Genomic DNA, 16,486 nt, shown 5'->3' on the forward strand with positions numbered 1-16,486 from the left:
AATTAGGACTGTTTATGAGACAAAACATAAGTTTGGAAGCACATATTAAAACAGACCTATGGAATGGATACGTTCCGTTAAAAAAGGATTTTGAGAACCTTGTGCAAGTTCCTTCCGGCAAAAAAGGTAATAATTTTCCGGAAATTCACAGAACCATTATGGGTTTCAAAGGATGGTTAAGAGGAGTACATCACAGAGTAAAGCATTTGCAGGCATATATAGATGAATATTGTTATAGGTTTAACAGAAGCAACATGAAAGACGGGCTATTTGAAAACCTTATGAACAGGATGATGATAGCAGCACCATTGCCTTACAAACAAATAGTTCTCACTTAAATGCCTAATTCAAAAAACTAATTTCTGCATCAATTATGGAAATAGTAGTTTAAAGAAACATCATAAAATGAAAGTAGTATAGTGCAGATATTATTGCTACGGGCACAAAGTCTTGCTTTTGCAGGACTTTTCTAATTTAAAAAGGGAAACGTTCAATCATTAAAATAATTGAAATTCCGAATGCTGCACCTGCAACAATTAAAGATAAATCTCTTCTCAAAACTTTAAGGTATTTAACAAAAATACTTGCAATAACTAAATATGCAATAATTATTATAATTTGCCCTAATTCTAATCCCACATTAAATGCAAATAAAGGCATAACTATATTACTTTCTGTTCCGAGAAGATTAATTAAGTAATTTGAGAATCCCATTCCGTGAATCAGCCCGAAAAACATAGCCAAAACATATTTAAAATGATGCAATCTTTTATCATTTATATTTTTCTTATAGAAAAAATCTGAAAATGCTGATATAAAGATTGTTACGGGTATCAAAAACTCAATAAGATTAATCGGAACTTTAATTAATTTTAATGTTGCCAGTGCTAATGTAACAGTATGACCAATTGTAAAAGCCGTTATTAAAATCAGCACTTTCTTCCAATCTTTTAATAAATAAACAGCTGCCAAAGCAATAAGGAATAAAATATGATCGTACCCGTTTAAATCGGTAATATGTTCAAAGCCTAAATCTATATACATTGAAAACATAATCTCACTTTTTTACATAAATAATATTAAACTTACAGCCATTACAAGCATTCCTGCAATTAATCCGTATATTGCCGAATGAGGTTGTCCGTATTCTCTTGCAGTCGGTAACAATTCGTCTAATGAAATAAAAACCATAATTCCGGCAACGGCAGCAAATAATAAACCGAAAACTGTATCATTTAAAAAAGGCATTAAAACAGCAAAACCGATTATTGCACCTACCGGCTCAGCCAAACCGGATACAAAAGAATACCAAAATGCTTTTTTCTTACTTCCTGTTGCATAATATAAAGGTATAGAAACCGCAATACCTTCCGGAATGTTATGTATGGCAATGGCAACAGCAATAGCAATTCCGAGAGCAGGGTCGGTTATTGCAGCCGTAAAAGTTGCCAAGCCTTCGGGGAAGTTATGGATAGCAATTGCAATTGCAGATAACATACCCATTTTAAGAAGTTTTTTCTTTTTTGCAGATTCAACTTCACTTTCAACATCTTCAACTTTGTGTATCTCATGCGGATTTTCAAATTCAGGAATTAATTTATCAATAATTGCAATTAAAAATATTCCGCCGAAAAACCCTAAAATTGTGTACCAATTACCTATTTTATCACCATAAACTCCCGTTAAGCTGTCTCTTGCTTTTCCGAAAATCTCAATCATTGAAACATAAATCATTACACCGGCTGAAAAGCCTAATGATACCGATAAAAATTTTGTATTTGTTTTTTTTGTGAAAAATGCCAAAGCACTTCCGATGCCTGTTGATAATCCGGCAAAAAGAGTTAATAAAAAAGCTCGTACGATAATTTCTGTAGTCATCCTTTTATTCTATCTCTTTTTAAATTCTAATTCGGTAAAGTGAAAATCAGGATTAGGAATATCAACTTTTAATTCTTCAACTTTTCCGTCTGTCCCTATAATAAATTGAACAAGTCCTTTCGGCAAAGTCGGTGAGTTTCTTAATTTTATTTCAAAAGTGTCATAATGCCAATGAGTTAAATCGCCGATTAAAGTTTCGGAAGGAAGAAAATCAAGAACTAATTTTCCGTTTTTTATTCTGACTTCAGCGTTTCCGTATAAATCTCCTCCGTAAATACCTGTATAATCTTCAAGTTTTAATGAAGGCTTTGTATCTTTCACTCTGCTTTTTATTTTATCTTCATTTTCTTTCTTTTCCATTCTTTTGCCGTAAGCATATACTTTTAAAAAGAAACCGCTCCAATCATTCGTTACGTCTCCGAAATAATCATCAATTACATAATACATCATTGCACTTGGCAAATAATTGATACTGTTAGTTAAAACAACCATACCGAAATCTTTTTCGGGAACATACATGGTTTGCGAAATCATTCCGTCAGCACCGCCTCCGTGATTTATTACCTTAACTCCCTGATAATCAAAAATTGACCAACCTAAACCGTAAGCATCAAAATGTTTTGTGGGGAAATAACTCAACCATCCTTTACTCGAGTTGTCGGGTGTTTGAGGCGACTGCATTTCCCAAATTTGTTCTTCGCTAAGAATTGTATCTCCTTTAAAAACACCTTCGTTCATTTGCATTATCAACCAATTGCCCATATCTTCAACATTTGAAATAACAGCAGCAGCAGGTGCAACATTATCCCAGTTCATATATTTTATAGGTAAAGGGTTAATATCTTCTGCCGTATGGTGCGGCATCGCAATATTTGAATTGCTTTTTATTTCGGAAACTGAAAGCAAAGAATTTTTCATTTCTAACTTATTCAAAAAGTGGCTTCTTATATAATCTTCCCAAGACTGACCGGTTATTGCAGATATGATTTCTCCTGCTGCCGAAAACATAATATTAGAATATCCGAAATGTGCTCTGAAACCATATTCCGGTTTTAAGAATCTGGCTCTTTCAATAACTTCTTTTCTTGTGTATTTGCTTTCATACCACAGTAAATCTCCGCTGAAAGTTTTCAGTCCGCTTCTGTGACAAAGCAAGTCTCTTACGGTCATTTCTCCCGTAACGTAGTTATTATACATTTTAAACCAAGGCAAGTAATCCGTAACTTTATCATCCCAACTTAATTTTCCTTCGTCAACTAATTGCGATAATGCTCCTGATGTAAATGCTTTTGTATTTGAAGCAACTGAAAATAAAGTTTTTGAATCAACTTTGTCCTCTTTTCCGAATTCTTTAATTCCGTAGCCTTTTGCAAATACAATAGAATCACCTTGAACAATTGCAACTGCCATCCCGGGAATTTTCCAATCATTTAATGCTTTTTCAAGATATTTATCAAGTTCGTTAAAATCAAAGCCTGCTTTTTCTTGGCCGAATAAAACAGAAGAAGATAAGAAAATGATGCTTAAAGCAAATAATCTAAATTTATTCATAGTAAGTTTTATTGGTTTCTATATGTGTTAAATAGTACTCAGGCAGTAAGCCTGCATCAATTAACATTTCTATATTTAAGTCTTTTTTTATAATTTTTCCTGTATAAATATCAAAAATCCAAGCGTGTATCATAGGATACTTTTTATTTCTTAACGCACGTTGATAAACCGGTGTTTTAAGAATATTTTTTGCTTGTTCAATAGTATTTATTTCAGATAAACGATCCATTTTAGCAGAGTTATCAGAAATTTTTGATAATTCTTCAGAATTTTTATTATATAAATCATTAACCGGTGAAATCCAATTTTCAACAAGTCCTTGATCTACACCGTCAACTGCTGCTGCAATTCCTCCGCAACTATAATGCCCTACAACAATTATATGTTTAATTAATAAATGTTCAATCGAATACTCTAAAACTGATAAGAAATTAATATCAGTAAGATTTACTTGATTAGCAATATTTCTATGAATAAAAATTTCACCCGGCTCTGCTTTAAGTAAAGAATTCAGCGGAACCCTGCTGTCAGAACAACTAATCATTAAATATCTCGGGGATTGCCCTTTAGAAAGCTTTGAAAAATAATTCTTATCTTTTTTTAATTTTTCATTAATCCAAAGATTATTATTTTCAATTAATTCGTTTATCTTCAAATTCTTCATATAAAATTAAATGAGGCTTTAAATATAGATACATTTTTACAAAAAATATTAATTCTGTCAAAAATTGTAACTACTTTTGACTGAAAGCTGACATTTTGTCGTAAAAGCAATTAATTTCATGTCAAAAGTACACAAAATAAATTATGATATGAATTTTGTAACGTAAAAAATAAAAACAATTAATCTTTTAAATAATACAAAAATGAACTTAAATAATTTCACAATAAAATCACAAGAAGCTGTTCAAAAAGCATCACAAATTGCTAAATCTAAAAATCATCAGGCAATTGAAACAGCACACCTTATAAAAGGCTTAATTGAAGAAGCTGAAAATGTTACTACATTCATCTTTAATAAATTAAGTATTAACACTTCAAACTTAATTTCTGTAATAAACTCTGTGATAGAATCTTACTCAAAAGTTTCAGGAGGAGTTGACTCTTACCTTTCATCAGATGCTCATTCAGTATTGCAAAAAGCAATAAATATTTCTGAAAAAAGAGGAGATAAATATGTTTCTGTTGAAAGTATTTTAATTGCAATTCTTAAACACGGAGATAAAGTTTCACAAATTTTAAAAGATGCCGGGGTAAACGAGAAAGATTTGCTTAAAGCAATTGAAGAACTTCGCAAAGGAGAAAAAGTAAACAGCCAAAGTGCCGAAGATACTTTTAATTCTTTAAACAGATTTGCCGTAAACCTAAATGAAAGGGCAAGAAGCGGAAAATTAGACCCCGTAATAGGAAGAGACGAGGAAATAAGAAGGGTCTTGCAAATTCTTTCAAGACGAACAAAAAATAATCCTATTTTAATCGGAGAACCGGGTGTAGGTAAAACCGCTATTGCAGAAGGTATTGCCCACAGAATTGTAAACGGAGATGTTCCTGAGAATTTAAAATCAAAACAATTTTACTCATTAGATATGGGAGCATTAATTGCCGGTGCAAAATATAAAGGAGAATTTGAAGAACGCCTAAAATCCGTTGTAAAAGAGGTAATTGCATCAAACGGAGAAATTATTCTTTTTATTGATGAAATTCACACATTGGTAGGTGCAGGTAAAGGAGAAGGAGCAATGGATGCTGCAAACATTTTAAAACCTGCACTTGCAAGAGGAGAATTAAAAGCCGTAGGAGCAACAACTTTAAATGAATATCAAAAATATTTTGAAAAAGATAAAGCTCTTGAAAGACGTTTTCAAAAAGTAATAATTGACGAACCCGATACAGAAGACGCAATTTCAATACTAAGAGGTTTAAAAGAACGCTACGAAACCCATCATAAAGTAAGAATTAAAGATGATGCAATTATTGCAGCTGTTAAACTTTCGCAAAGATATATAAATGACAGGCAATTACCCGACAAAGCAATTGATTTAATTGATGAAGCCGCTGCAAAACTTCGGTTAGAAATGAATTCAGTTCCCGGTGAAATTGACGAGATAAGAAGACGCGTACAACAGCTTGAAATTGAGCGAGAAGCAATTAAAAGAGAAGGTACTAAACATAAATTGGACAGATTAGATAAATTGATTTCGGATAACCAAGAAACTTTGGATTCTCTAACCGCAAAATGGAAATCGGAAAAAGAAGTTATTGAAAAGATACAAACCGGAAAAAAAGCAATTGAAGATATAAAATTTGAAGCAAAACAAGCCGAAAGAGACGGAAACTACGAAAGAGTTGCCGAGTTAAGATACGGACGATTAAAAGAAGAAGAAAATAAAATTGAAGAATTAAAAACTCAACTTTCTGAAATGCAGGCAAACGGTTTGTTGTTAAAAGAAGAGGTTGATTACGATGATATTGCGGAAGTTGTTTCAAACTGGACACATATTCCTGTTAAAAAAATGGTCAAAAGCGAAAGAGAAAAGCTTTTATCATTGGAAGATGAACTTCATAAAAGAGTTATAGGACAAGATGAAGCAATAAAAGCGGTTTCAGATGCAGTAAGAAGAAGCAGGGCGGGAATGCAAGACCCTAAGAAACCGATAGGTTCATTTATTTTTATGGGAACAACCGGAGTAGGAAAAACAGAACTTGCAAAAGCTTTGGCCGAGTTTTTATTTGATGACGAACACATGATGACAAGAATTGATATGAGTGAATATCAAGAAAGACATTCAATTTCAAGACTTCTCGGAGCTCCTCCCGGATATGTAGGTTACGATGAAGGAGGTCAATTAACTGAAGCAGTTCGCAGAAAACCGTATTCCGTTATTTTATTGGATGAAATTGAAAAAGCTCATCCCGATGTTTTTAATATTCTGCTGCAAGTTTTAGATGACGGAATATTAACCGACAATAAAGGCAGAACAGTAAATTTTAAAAATACGATTATTATTATGACGTCAAATATCGGTTCGCATCTTATTTATAACAACTTTGAAAATATTAAAGAAAAGAATTATGACGAGATAAGTGAAAAAACAAAAATTCAAGTTCTTGATTTATTGAAAAAGAAAATGCGTCCCGAACTTTTGAACAGAATTGATGAAGTTATTATGTTCACTCCTCTTACAAAAGATGAAATTGAACAAATTGTAAAATTGCAATTTAAAAGTCTTTCAAAGATGTTAAAAGAGAATAATATTAATGCAGAAATTTCTGAAAAAGCAATAAAATACTTATCAGATAAAGCATACGAACCGCAATACGGAGCAAGACCCGTTAAACGAATTTTGCAAAAAGAGATAATTAATGAACTTGCAAAATCTGTATTATCAAATAATGTTGAAAGCAGTTCAAATATTTTAATTGATGCCGATAAGGAAAAAATAATTTTCAGAAATATCTAAAACAAAAAAAGCCCCTTGAGATTTCAAGGGGCTTTTTTAAAATATCTTTATTTAGTTAGCCTACTTTAAGTTTTCTAAATTTAAACCGAGTGTAAAACGCAAGGTATTAGCCAACGGATTAGAACGACCTGCAGTCGGTACAACATAAGCAAAATCAAAATTAAGAACATTTAATTTAACACCGATTCCCATGGTAAAATATTTTCTGTTTCCTTTTGTACCGTGCTCATCAAAATAACCGGCTCTGATTGCAAATTGATTAATATACCAATATTCAATCCCTACAGAATACATTAACTCATGCATTTCTTCTGCAAAACCTCCCGGGGCATCATAAAAAGATTGAAAAATTCCTACCGGAACTGAAACATCATTCGAAATACCTAATGTATCAACAACAACACCGAGTGAATCTTTTACAATAAACTGCGGTGTAGGAACCAGCAACTTATTAATATCAATCATTGCCGTAATAGAATTATAATCATCTAAATCCAATTTATAGGAAGCTCCGATTCTTAAATTTGCAGGTAAAAAATCATCATAATAAGTATCATCGCTGTATGAGATTTTACTTCCTAAATTTGAAATATTTACTCCGAAATTAAAAGTTCCTGTCTTATCTTCAAGCCTCATATCTTTTGTATAGAAAAAAGATATATCTCCTGCAACTGCATTCCCCGGTTTTGTGGGAGAACCGGAACCTCCTGCCGGAATTCCTCCGGTTAAATTTGAATGAACATACCTGAAAGCAATACCGCCGGACATATTTTTTGATAACTTTAATGCATAAGCGGCATCAAAGGAAAATTCATTCGGCCTAAAGCCGGGAACGATTACTGTTCCTACACTATTCGTGAAATCAATACTCCCTAATGAAAAATACATTAAAGATGCGGCAATTGTTTGGTTTTTATTTAACCTATATGAACCTGAAATATTTTGAAAATTAATATCAGAAACTAAATTTCTTAACCAGGGTATATATGATAAATTCAATGAAATATCTTGCTCAATAAACGCATATTTTGCAGGATTCCAATGAATTGAATTTGCATCAGGGCTTGAAGCAACTCCGGCATCACCCATAGCACCTGAGCGTGCATCAGGTGATATTGTTAAGAAAGGTACTCCGGTTGTGATTGCATTTAATTCTTGTCCGATTATCGTTGAACTTTGTTGTGCAAAAACATTACCGGTAAAAAGTATTATAATTATCGTACTAACAAAAAAACTTTTCGTCATCTAATTTTAGTTTAAATTTATTATTAGTCTGCAAACGTAATTAAAATAATATTTATTACATAATTTAATAATATTTAACATTTGCTTAATAAAAAAGACGCAGTTTTAACATACCGCATCTTTTAAAAATAGATTATAATATATTTTTATACTAATTTTTTTACTATATCTGCTGCTTCTTGTAAAGTAATAGCAGAATGAACTTTTAAACCCGATTTATCTATAAGCTCTTTCCCTTCAATTGCATTTGTACCTTGCAACCTTACAATAACGGGAATACTGATATTTCCTATTGATTTATATGCATCAACTACTCCCTGAGCAACACGGTCGCAACGAACAATGCCTCCGAAAATATTAAGTAAAATAGCCTTTACATTTTCATCTTTTAAAATAATTCTGAAACCGGCTTCAACAGTTTCGGCATTTGCGGTTCCTCCTACATCTAGAAAGTTTGCAGGCGAACCTCCTGACATTTTAATAATATCCATAGTTGCCATAGCGAGCCCTGCTCCGTTTACCATACAACCTACATTACCGTCAAGTTTAATAAAATTCAAATTATATTTGCCTGCTTCAACTTCTGCCGGATCTTCTTCCGTTAAATCTCTCATTGCTGCTAAATCTTTTTGTCTGAATAAAGCATTATCGTCAATATTAACTTTTGAATCAACTGCTAATATTTGATTATCCGAAGTTTTTAATACAGGATTTATTTCAAACATTGAAGCATCACTTTTATCATAAGCTTTGTATAATGAACTTACGAATTTCGTCATATCTTTAAAAGCATTTCCTTCCAAACCCAAGTTAAACGCAATTCTTCTTGCTTGAAACGGCAATAATCCTATTTTTGGGTCAATTTCTTCTTTATGAATAAGATGCGGAGTGTTTTCGGCAACTGTTTCAATATCCATGCCTCCTTCGGTTGAATACATAACAATATTTCGTCCGGTTGCACGGTTTAATAAAACACTCATATAATATTCGTTTGTTTCGCTTTCACCCGGATAATATACATCTTGTGCAATTAAAACTTTATTAACCTTTTTTCCTTCCGGTCCTGTTTGATGCGTAACTAATTGCATTCCTATTATATTACCGGCAATTTCTTTAATTTCATCCAAAGATTTTGCAAGCTTTACTCCGCCGCCTTTTCCTCTTCCGCCTGCATGTATTTGAGCTTTAACAACCCACCAGCTTGTTCCTGTTTGCTCTGTTAATTTTTTTGCTGCTTCAACAGCTTCCTCAGGTGTATCCGCAACAATTCCTTCTTGAATTTTGACACCAAAACTTTTAAGAAGTTCTTTACCTTGATATTCGTGTAAATTCATTACTTTTGTTTTATATTTTATTGAAAACCTTTATTTTTTAAAGTTCCAAATTTAGTTTTTTATTATAAATTAAAAAAACCGGATATATATTTTATAGCATATTAAATTTTATTTAAAGCTATAAATGATTTAATAACGAAAATAAATGCGAAAACTTTTAAACAGCGAATTAGGAAGAAAATCAATTGAAGAATTTAAAAAAACTGACAAAATTCCCGTAACTGTTATTTTGGATAATATCAGAAGTATGAATAATATCGGTTCGGTCTTCAGAACCTCTGATGCTTTTCTTATAGAAAAAATCATACTTTGCGGAATTACTGCAAAACCGCCTCATAATGATATTCGAAAAACAGCACTGGGTGCAACTGAAAGTATTAATTGGGAATATTTCAAAAAAACAGAATGTGCAATAAACAAGTTAAAATCAGACAATTATACAATACTATCTGTTGAGCAAACCGAGGGAAGCGTAATGTTGCAACATTTTAGTATTGAAAATAGTAAAAAATATGCAGTAATTTTCGGGAATGAAGTTAAAGGTGTGCAACAAAAAATTGTTGATATGAGTGATTATTGCATTGAAATTCCGCAGGAAGGAACAAAACATTCATTAAACATTTCTGTTAGTGCAGGTGTTGTTCTTTGGGACTTTTACAGAAAATTAAATTTAAAGTAAATGGCAGAAATAAATATTAACAAAATAAATAACTACTTTTTTATAGGAATTGCCGGAGACGGCATGAGTGCTATTGCACAATATTTATCAGGAACGGGTAAAAATGTTTCCGGTTCCGACAGACAATTTTCTTCAAATAACAAAATACAACGCCAAAAACAATTAGAAACGGAAGGAATTAAATGTTTTCCGCAAGATGCATCAGGTTTAACTGATAATATTGAGTTTGTAATTATATCAACAGCAATAGAACCCACCGTTCCTGAATATAAAAAAGCAACAGAAAGAAATATTCCGGTTGTTATGCGTTCCGATATTTTAGCTGCAATCAGCAAAACTAAAAAAACAATTGCCGTCAGCGGAACATCAGGCAAATCAACAGTTTCTGCTATGATTTATCATATTATGAATGAAACCGGATACAAACCGTCCTTAATTACCGGAGCCGGTTTAGTCAGTATTCAAGAGACAGGGAAAATAGGTAATGCCGTTGCCGGGAAGGGAGAATATTTGATTATTGAGGCAGATGAATCTGACGGTTCTTTAATAAAATATAAACCCGAAATCGGTATTGTTTTAAATATTGATAAAGACCATAAAGAGTTAAATGAACTTGAAGAGCTTTTTTCGATTTTTAAGCAAAACAGTAAAACATTAATTGTAAATAACGCTCAAACCAGAACGAAGAAATTTTCTGAAAACATCAAACAAGATTTCGGATATTCCGAAAACACAGGATATCAAATTAATAATTTCAAACAAAACGGATTTCAAATTGATTTTACTATTAATAATGTGCCGTTCTTAGTTCATCAAATTGGCAAACATAATGCTGAAAATGTTGCGGCAGCTGTTGCAGCTTGTACGTTAGCCGGAATTTCAGTTAAAAAGTGTGCAAATGCAATTAAATCATATAAAGGCATTTACCGACGACATCAAATCATAGCACAAGAAAACGGAATTACAATTATTGATGATTATGCACATAATCCGGCAAAATTAGCAGCATCAATTAATGCTTGCCAATTTCCTGAAAGTCGTTTATTTGTATGGTTTCAACCGCACGGCTTTACCCCTACAAAATTTTTACGTTCTGAATTTGTAAAAGAAATTTCAAATGCATTAAGGAAAGATGATGAAATTTGGATGTCAGAAATATATTATGCCGGCGGAACAGTAAGCAAAGATATTTCATCGGAAGATTTGATTAATGACATTAATAATAACGAAAAAAAAGCATTTTATGTAAAAAACAGAAAAGATTTTCCTGTAAAAATCAAAAGCAAATTGAAAAGTGGCGATATAATTCTTCTAACCGGAGCAAGAGATATTTCATTAAAAGAATTTGCAAAATTTACAGAAACTAAAATATTTGAATAATTCTGAAACCTTCAGTTTTATTTTTTAATAATTAATTGTAAATTGTATTTTCAAAAATTACTTTGAAATAGAAAATGAAAAAATCAAATTTTCGCTTAATATTTATTATATTCTCCCTTATTATACTTTCCGGTATTTCTTATTCACAAAATCTCACTCAAATTGTAAGAGGCAGAATTGTAGATATTGACACAAAAAATCCTTTACCCGGTGCTGTTGTAATTATCCTTAACTCAAATCCTGTAATTGCTGTTATTACAGATAACAACGGAAATTTTGAATTAAAAAAAGTTCCGATAGGAAGATGTTCATTTAAAATATCATATCTTGGTTACGAAGATATTTTGATTAATGATAAGATGATAAATTCGGGAAAAGAAACTATCTTAAACATTCAACTTCAAGAAAAATATTTTCAAAATGAAGAAATAATTATACACGGAAACAGTGAAAAAGACAAAGCAATAAGTGATATTGCCATTGTCAGTGCAAGAACATTTTCGATTGAAGAAAGTAATCGATATGCCGGCGGATTTAATGACCTTTCCAGAATGGCTACTGCATTTGCAGGAGTAGCATCTTTAAATGGAGAGACAAATGAAATAGTAATTCGCGGAAACTCACCGAGAGGATTATTGTGGCGTATTAACGGTATTGAAGTTTCTAACCCCAATCATTTTCCTCGTGGCGACGGCTCTTCGGGAGGGGGGATAAGTATAATTACTTCCGATATTATTTCAAATTCTGATTTTTTCACAGGTGCATTTCCTGCAGAATACGGAAATGCTTTATCAGGTGTTTTTGATATTAATTTAAGAGAAGGAAACAGCAACAAACATGAATTTGCACTTAAACCGGGTGCAGTAGGTGTCGAAGCTACGGCAGAAGGTCCGCTCTTTAAGAAAAGTACAAGCTCTTATTTGGTAAATTACAGATATTCAACTCTTGCAATGATTGAAAAGCTTGGCTTTAATGTTATTGACAATACAGTTATCCCGACTTTTCAAGATATTGCCTTTAATTTTACGCTTCAAACTAAAAATGCGGGAACATTTAATTTATTCGGCTTTGGCGGTATAAGTGATGCCGGAGAGAAAGCAATTATTGATACAAGTCTTTGGGTTAACGCAAGTGATAACCGGAATGAATTTGAAATTCATAAAACCGGAGTTGCAGGTATTAAAAATATGTTTGTTTTTCCGAATCATAAAAGCTATTTGCACACAATATTATCAATGAACCTTGAACAAAGTTCTGTATATCTCGATTCTCTTGATTATAATTATCAAGCAAACAGGTTATATGACGAAGATATAAAATATCAATTTGCTCGTTTTTCAATGAAATTTAATCATAAATTCAATGTAAAGAATACTTTAAGAACCGGATTTATTTACAATTTCATGGGATTTAATTTATCTGCAAATCAAATTAATTCAACAGGAAGTTTAACACAATTTATTGATAATACGGGAAATTCGACACTAATACAAATGTATATAAATCATAAACACAGAATAAATGAAAACATTACTGTAAATACAGGCATTCATAGTATGAATTTCTTTTTGAATAAAGAAATAACATTTGAACCTCGGTTAGGAATACGTTGGAACTTTGCAAAAAAACATGCTTTAAGTTACGGTTTCGGATTACATAGTCAAACAGAGGCTATTTCTACATATTTTACTAAAATTTATGATGAATTTGGAAACTATGTTGAATCAAATCAAAACTTAAAACTTGCAAAATCAATACATAATGTAATTGCATACGATTTTTCATTAAATAAATATCATCGTTTGAAAATTGAAATGTATCAACAATATTTATTTGACATTCCTGTCAGTACGGATACAAACAGCACATTTTCAACAATTAACAGCAGAGGCGGATTAAATAGTTTCGAACTTAATAACAAAGGGAAAGGATATAATTACGGTATTGAATTAACTCTTGAAAGATTTTTATATAAAAACCTTTATTTTTTAAGCACAATATCATTATTTGATTCAAAATATAAAGCACCTGACGAAAAAATATATAATACTCTTTACAACAGCAATTTTATGTTTAATTTTCTTGCCGGAAAAGAATTCATGGCAGGCAAAAAAAGAAACAGTATTTTGGGTATTAACACTAAAATATTTTATAAAAAAGGAAACAGACTAACACCGATAAATATTGAATTGTCAAAACAAGCAGGGCAAACAGTTTATATTTATGAAGAATCCTATCAAAACAGAATGTCTGATTTTATTCGCTGGGATGCAGGCATAAGTTTCAGACAAAATAAAAAGAAATATTCTTGGATTTTTTCATTAGACATACAAAATATTCTGAATCGAAAAAATATCTATTCAGAATATTACAACCCGGATACAGAGGAACTTGCATATCGTTATGCTTTGCCGTTAATTCCTGTTTTTAATTTAAAAGTTGAGTTTTAACTAAATACTTAACTTAAAAAATCAAAAACAAAATTGGAATAACTATACCTAAAGTAATATAAATACCACCTCTGCCCCATGCACCTTTTTTGCCTCTGACCATAAATAACGAAGTTACTGCAAACAATATCAAGGCTCCTGCAAAAATATCCGAAAACCATGTCCACCATTTATTCGGATTATAATGCAAATAATTTGATTGATAAAAAACAGGCCTTTTGCTTACAAACTCAGCCATAACTTCTCCTGTTGACGGTTTTACCGTAACAGAAGAACGACCGCTGAGGTAAATTCTTAAAATACCACCTCTTTCTACAAAATTATAACTTTTATATTCATCTTCCGAATCAAATTCTTTTAAAAGAGTTAATATTTTTGCTTCTGAAATATGTTCTTTTGACAAATCAATATCAGTATTAATTCTCTTAATATCAACAATATAATTTGGATCCCAATCTTTCATGTGGTTCAATGCAATACCTGAAATACCGTAAATAATTGTTGCACCCACAAAAAAGAAACCTATATCTCTGTGAAGTATTCTACTCCACTTTCTTAACTTTTTCATCAAATTATAAACTAAAAAAAACTTCCAAGCCACTTTTTTTAAGACTTGGAAATTAAAATTATAAATTTATTTCTTAATTTACTTTTTTTCTTTGTGGGAAACATATTTCAAAGAATATTCTGAAAAATGATCTACTCCGGCCTCTTGTAAAGAATCTCTGATTTGTTGTATCTCAGCTTCAACTTGTGCTAAATACTCTTTATCAGCATCTGTTCCTTCGCTGTGACTGCCCTGAGCATGTTCCCACCATTTATTTAAATAGTCATCATCAATTTTTTCTTCTTCAACAACACCGATAACAGCAACTTTGCTTCCGGACAAATCTTCGTCATAACGCTCATCATTAAAAACATGTAAACTAAAATCTCCGTCAACAAGAAGTATTTTTTTTCCGCCGTGTTTACAAACATGGTCAACTATTCCCGATACTTCAATTTCTTTTCCTACAAATTCACCTGCTTTTGATTCAAAATCGGCAACAGCAACCTCAGGCATTAAAAAATCTTCAATAATAGTAGTATCAGCATTTTGCACATTTGATTCATCATCATTACATGCAGTAAAAATAATTGCAATAAAACTTACAAATAAAATCTTTTTAATCATAATAAATATATTTTTTGGTTTTTAAAAACGTGCATAGATAAACATTATTTTTTAAATCGACAATAAAACTTGATTGTTATTTATCAATGTCTTACATTGAATTTTATCGACTATTTTATAGGGTCGAATTTAACATCCTCTGAAATATTTAATTTTGCTGTTAATCAAAAATATAATATATTCGACCGTTTTTTTAATTCAAAATTATAATCTAAAAAAAAAATATGTTTAATTCAAAAATGACAGGAGTAGGACATTATGTTCCTGAAAATATTGTTACAAACCATGACTTGGAAAAAATAATGGATACTTCTGATGAATGGATACAAGAAAGAACAGGAATTAAAGAAAGGAGATTCTATAGACCGGCAGAAAGACCTTCTACTGCTATAATGGCATTTAAAGCTTCTAAAATAGCAATGGAGCGTGCAGGAGTAACAGCTAATGATATTGATGCAATTATTTTTGCCACTTTAAGTTCTGATTTTTATTTTCCGGGAAGCGGTGTTTTATTACAAAATATGCTTGAAATGGGAACAAAACCGGCAATTGACGTAAGAGCACAATGTTCAGGTTTTATTTATGCATTATCTGTTGCTGATCAATATGTAAAAACAGGAATGTATAAAAAAGTTCTTGTTGTAGGAGCCGAAACACAAAGTATGGGTATTGATTTATCAACAAGGGGAAGAGATATGAGTGTATTATTCGGTGACGGTGCCGGTGCAGCTGTTTTGGAAGCAACAGAAGAAGAAGGTACAGGAATTTTGTCAACACACTTACATGCACAAGGAGAATTTGCAGAAGCGTTATGCAGAAGAGATCCCGGCACAGGCAGAGAAAAGGTTAATTATCCCGGAATGCACGAAGATTATAAGAATAACAGTCCGCAAATGGACGGTCAGTTAGTATTTAAAAATGCTATCAAAAGAATGCCCGAAGTTACAATGGAAGCATTAGCAGCAAACAATTTGACTGCTGATGATATTGATATGTTCTTACCGCATCAAGCAAATCTCAGAATTTCACAAATGGTACAGAAGTTTTTAAGGCTTCCTGATGAAAAAGTTTATAATAACATTCAAAAATACGGTAACACAACAGCCGCAACTATACCTATTTTATTAAGTGAACTTTGGGAACAAGGAAGAATAAAGAAAGGTCAATTATTCGTGTTAGCAGCTTTCGGAAGCGGTTTTACTTGGGCTTCTGCCTTAATCAGATGGTAGTGTTAAAACAAACCTTTAATTTAAAAGATAATAGTTCTCAAATTATTATCTTTTTTTCTGAAACTTAGTTAGGAAAAAGAATATAAAACTATTCAAATTTGAAAG

General features: G+C 31.7%; 14 protein-coding genes. 6 read left to right on the plus strand and 8 right to left on the minus strand.

Translation table 11 applies throughout. The annotated features are described in order from the left end of the window. Positions 1 to 338 (plus strand): transposase (locus L3J35_07480; GenBank protein ID MCF6366027.1); only part of this gene is annotated, 338 nt, incomplete at its 5' end. A 136-nt stretch (positions 339 to 474) separates the two neighbouring features. Here the strand turns inward: L3J35_07480 and L3J35_07485 are convergent. The 4 genes from L3J35_07485 to L3J35_07500 are packed head-to-tail and all read right to left on the minus strand — an operon-like array spanning position 475 to position 4,093. Beyond that, on the minus strand, positions 475 to 1,053 hold the full coding sequence (locus tag L3J35_07485) for a HupE/UreJ family protein (protein MCF6366028.1): 579 nt from the start codon (positions 1,051 to 1,053) through the stop codon (positions 475 to 477). A 12-nt stretch (positions 1,054 to 1,065) separates the two neighbouring features. Further along, positions 1,066 to 1,878, minus strand: coding sequence for a zinc transporter ZupT (gene zupT, locus L3J35_07490; protein MCF6366029.1), 813 nt, complete (start codon positions 1,876 to 1,878; stop codon positions 1,066 to 1,068). 9 nt (positions 1,879 to 1,887) lie between these two features. Beyond that, positions 1,888 to 3,429, minus strand: a complete 1,542-nt coding sequence (locus tag L3J35_07495; protein ID MCF6366030.1) for a serine hydrolase — start codon at positions 3,427 to 3,429, stop codon at positions 1,888 to 1,890. Beyond that, a complete protein-coding gene (locus L3J35_07500) occupies positions 3,422 to 4,093 on the minus strand; it encodes a carbonic anhydrase (GenBank protein ID MCF6366031.1) in 672 nt (223 codons plus the stop codon). Before L3J35_07500 ends, L3J35_07495 begins: the two co-directional genes overlap by 8 nt. A gap of 202 nt (positions 4,094 to 4,295) precedes the next feature. Between L3J35_07500 and clpB the strand changes: the two genes are divergently transcribed. Continuing rightward, positions 4,296 to 6,890 (plus strand): ATP-dependent chaperone ClpB, encoded by a 2,595-nt coding sequence (gene clpB, locus L3J35_07505; protein ID MCF6366032.1) that lies wholly within the window; start codon positions 4,296 to 4,298, stop codon positions 6,888 to 6,890. Between the two features lie 60 nt (positions 6,891 to 6,950). On the opposite strand, the gene porV is transcribed toward clpB, so the two are convergent. Next, on the minus strand, positions 6,951 to 8,135 hold the full coding sequence (porV, locus tag L3J35_07510) for a type IX secretion system outer membrane channel protein PorV (protein ID MCF6366033.1): 1,185 nt from the start codon (positions 8,133 to 8,135) through the stop codon (positions 6,951 to 6,953). A 146-nt stretch (positions 8,136 to 8,281) separates the two neighbouring features. Beyond that, a complete protein-coding gene (gene sucC / locus L3J35_07515) occupies positions 8,282 to 9,469 on the minus strand; it encodes an ADP-forming succinate--CoA ligase subunit beta (protein MCF6366034.1) in 1,188 nt (395 codons plus the stop codon). A 145-nt stretch (positions 9,470 to 9,614) separates the two neighbouring features. Here sucC and L3J35_07520 point away from each other — a divergent pair, with 145 nt between their 5' ends. From L3J35_07520 to L3J35_07530, 3 genes are all read left to right on the plus strand, one after another. Beyond that, positions 9,615 to 10,148 carry an RNA methyltransferase gene (locus tag L3J35_07520; GenBank protein MCF6366035.1) on the plus strand — a complete coding sequence of 178 codons (534 nt, stop codon included), beginning with the start codon at positions 9,615 to 9,617 and terminating at the stop codon, positions 10,146 to 10,148. Next, entirely contained in the window at positions 10,149 to 11,528 is a 1,380-nt protein-coding gene (murC, locus tag L3J35_07525; protein ID MCF6366036.1) for a UDP-N-acetylmuramate--L-alanine ligase, read from the plus strand. It begins immediately after the preceding gene. A gap of 74 nt (positions 11,529 to 11,602) precedes the next feature. Beyond that, positions 11,603 to 13,978: a TonB-dependent receptor gene (locus L3J35_07530; protein ID MCF6366037.1), complete on the plus strand. Its 2,376-nt coding sequence runs from the start codon at positions 11,603 to 11,605 to the stop codon at positions 13,976 to 13,978. 13 nt (positions 13,979 to 13,991) lie between these two features. Here L3J35_07530 and L3J35_07535 read toward each other — a convergent pair whose 3' ends face one another. Beyond that, a complete protein-coding gene (locus L3J35_07535; GenBank protein ID MCF6366038.1) occupies positions 13,992 to 14,546 on the minus strand; it encodes a PepSY-associated TM helix domain-containing protein in 555 nt (184 codons plus the stop codon). Positions 14,547 to 14,624: 78 nt separating this feature from the next. Then, a complete protein-coding gene (locus L3J35_07540; protein MCF6366039.1) occupies positions 14,625 to 15,152 on the minus strand; it encodes a hypothetical protein in 528 nt (175 codons plus the stop codon). Positions 15,153 to 15,376: 224 nt separating this feature from the next. Between L3J35_07540 and L3J35_07545 the strand changes: the two genes are divergently transcribed. Next, positions 15,377 to 16,381, plus strand: a complete 1,005-nt coding sequence (locus L3J35_07545; protein MCF6366040.1) for a ketoacyl-ACP synthase III — start codon at positions 15,377 to 15,379, stop codon at positions 16,379 to 16,381. Positions 16,382 to 16,486: the final 105 nt, after the last annotated feature.

Source organism: Bacteroidales bacterium, assembly GCA_021648725.1.
Lineage (GTDB): Bacteria > Bacteroidota > Bacteroidia > Bacteroidales > JAADGE01 > JAADGE01.

Excerpts from the sequence above, each read along its gene's own strand:
- L3J35_07485 (MCF6366028.1), bottom strand. The coding sequence starts at position 1,053 with ATGTTTTCAATGTATATAGATTTAGGCTTTGAACATATTACCGATTTA.
- zupT (MCF6366029.1), bottom strand. The coding sequence starts at position 1,878 with ATGACTACAGAAATTATCGTACGAGCTTTTTTATTAACTCTTTTTGCC.
- L3J35_07495 (MCF6366030.1), bottom strand. The coding sequence starts at position 3,429 with ATGAATAAATTTAGATTATTTGCTTTAAGCATCATTTTCTTATCTTCT.
- L3J35_07500 (MCF6366031.1), bottom strand. The coding sequence starts at position 4,093 with ATGAAGAATTTGAAGATAAACGAATTAATTGAAAATAATAATCTTTGG.
- clpB (MCF6366032.1), top strand. The coding sequence starts at position 4,296 with ATGAACTTAAATAATTTCACAATAAAATCACAAGAAGCTGTTCAAAAA.
- porV (MCF6366033.1), bottom strand. The coding sequence starts at position 8,135 with ATGACGAAAAGTTTTTTTGTTAGTACGATAATTATAATACTTTTTACC.
- sucC (MCF6366034.1), bottom strand. The coding sequence starts at position 9,469 with ATGAATTTACACGAATATCAAGGTAAAGAACTTCTTAAAAGTTTTGGT.
- L3J35_07520 (MCF6366035.1), top strand. The coding sequence starts at position 9,615 with ATGCGAAAACTTTTAAACAGCGAATTAGGAAGAAAATCAATTGAAGAA.
- murC (MCF6366036.1), top strand. The coding sequence starts at position 10,149 with ATGGCAGAAATAAATATTAACAAAATAAATAACTACTTTTTTATAGGA.
- L3J35_07530 (MCF6366037.1), top strand. The coding sequence starts at position 11,603 with ATGAAAAAATCAAATTTTCGCTTAATATTTATTATATTCTCCCTTATT.
- L3J35_07535 (MCF6366038.1), bottom strand. The coding sequence starts at position 14,546 with ATGAAAAAGTTAAGAAAGTGGAGTAGAATACTTCACAGAGATATAGGT.
- L3J35_07540 (MCF6366039.1), bottom strand. The coding sequence starts at position 15,152 with ATGATTAAAAAGATTTTATTTGTAAGTTTTATTGCAATTATTTTTACT.
- L3J35_07545 (MCF6366040.1), top strand. The coding sequence starts at position 15,377 with ATGTTTAATTCAAAAATGACAGGAGTAGGACATTATGTTCCTGAAAAT.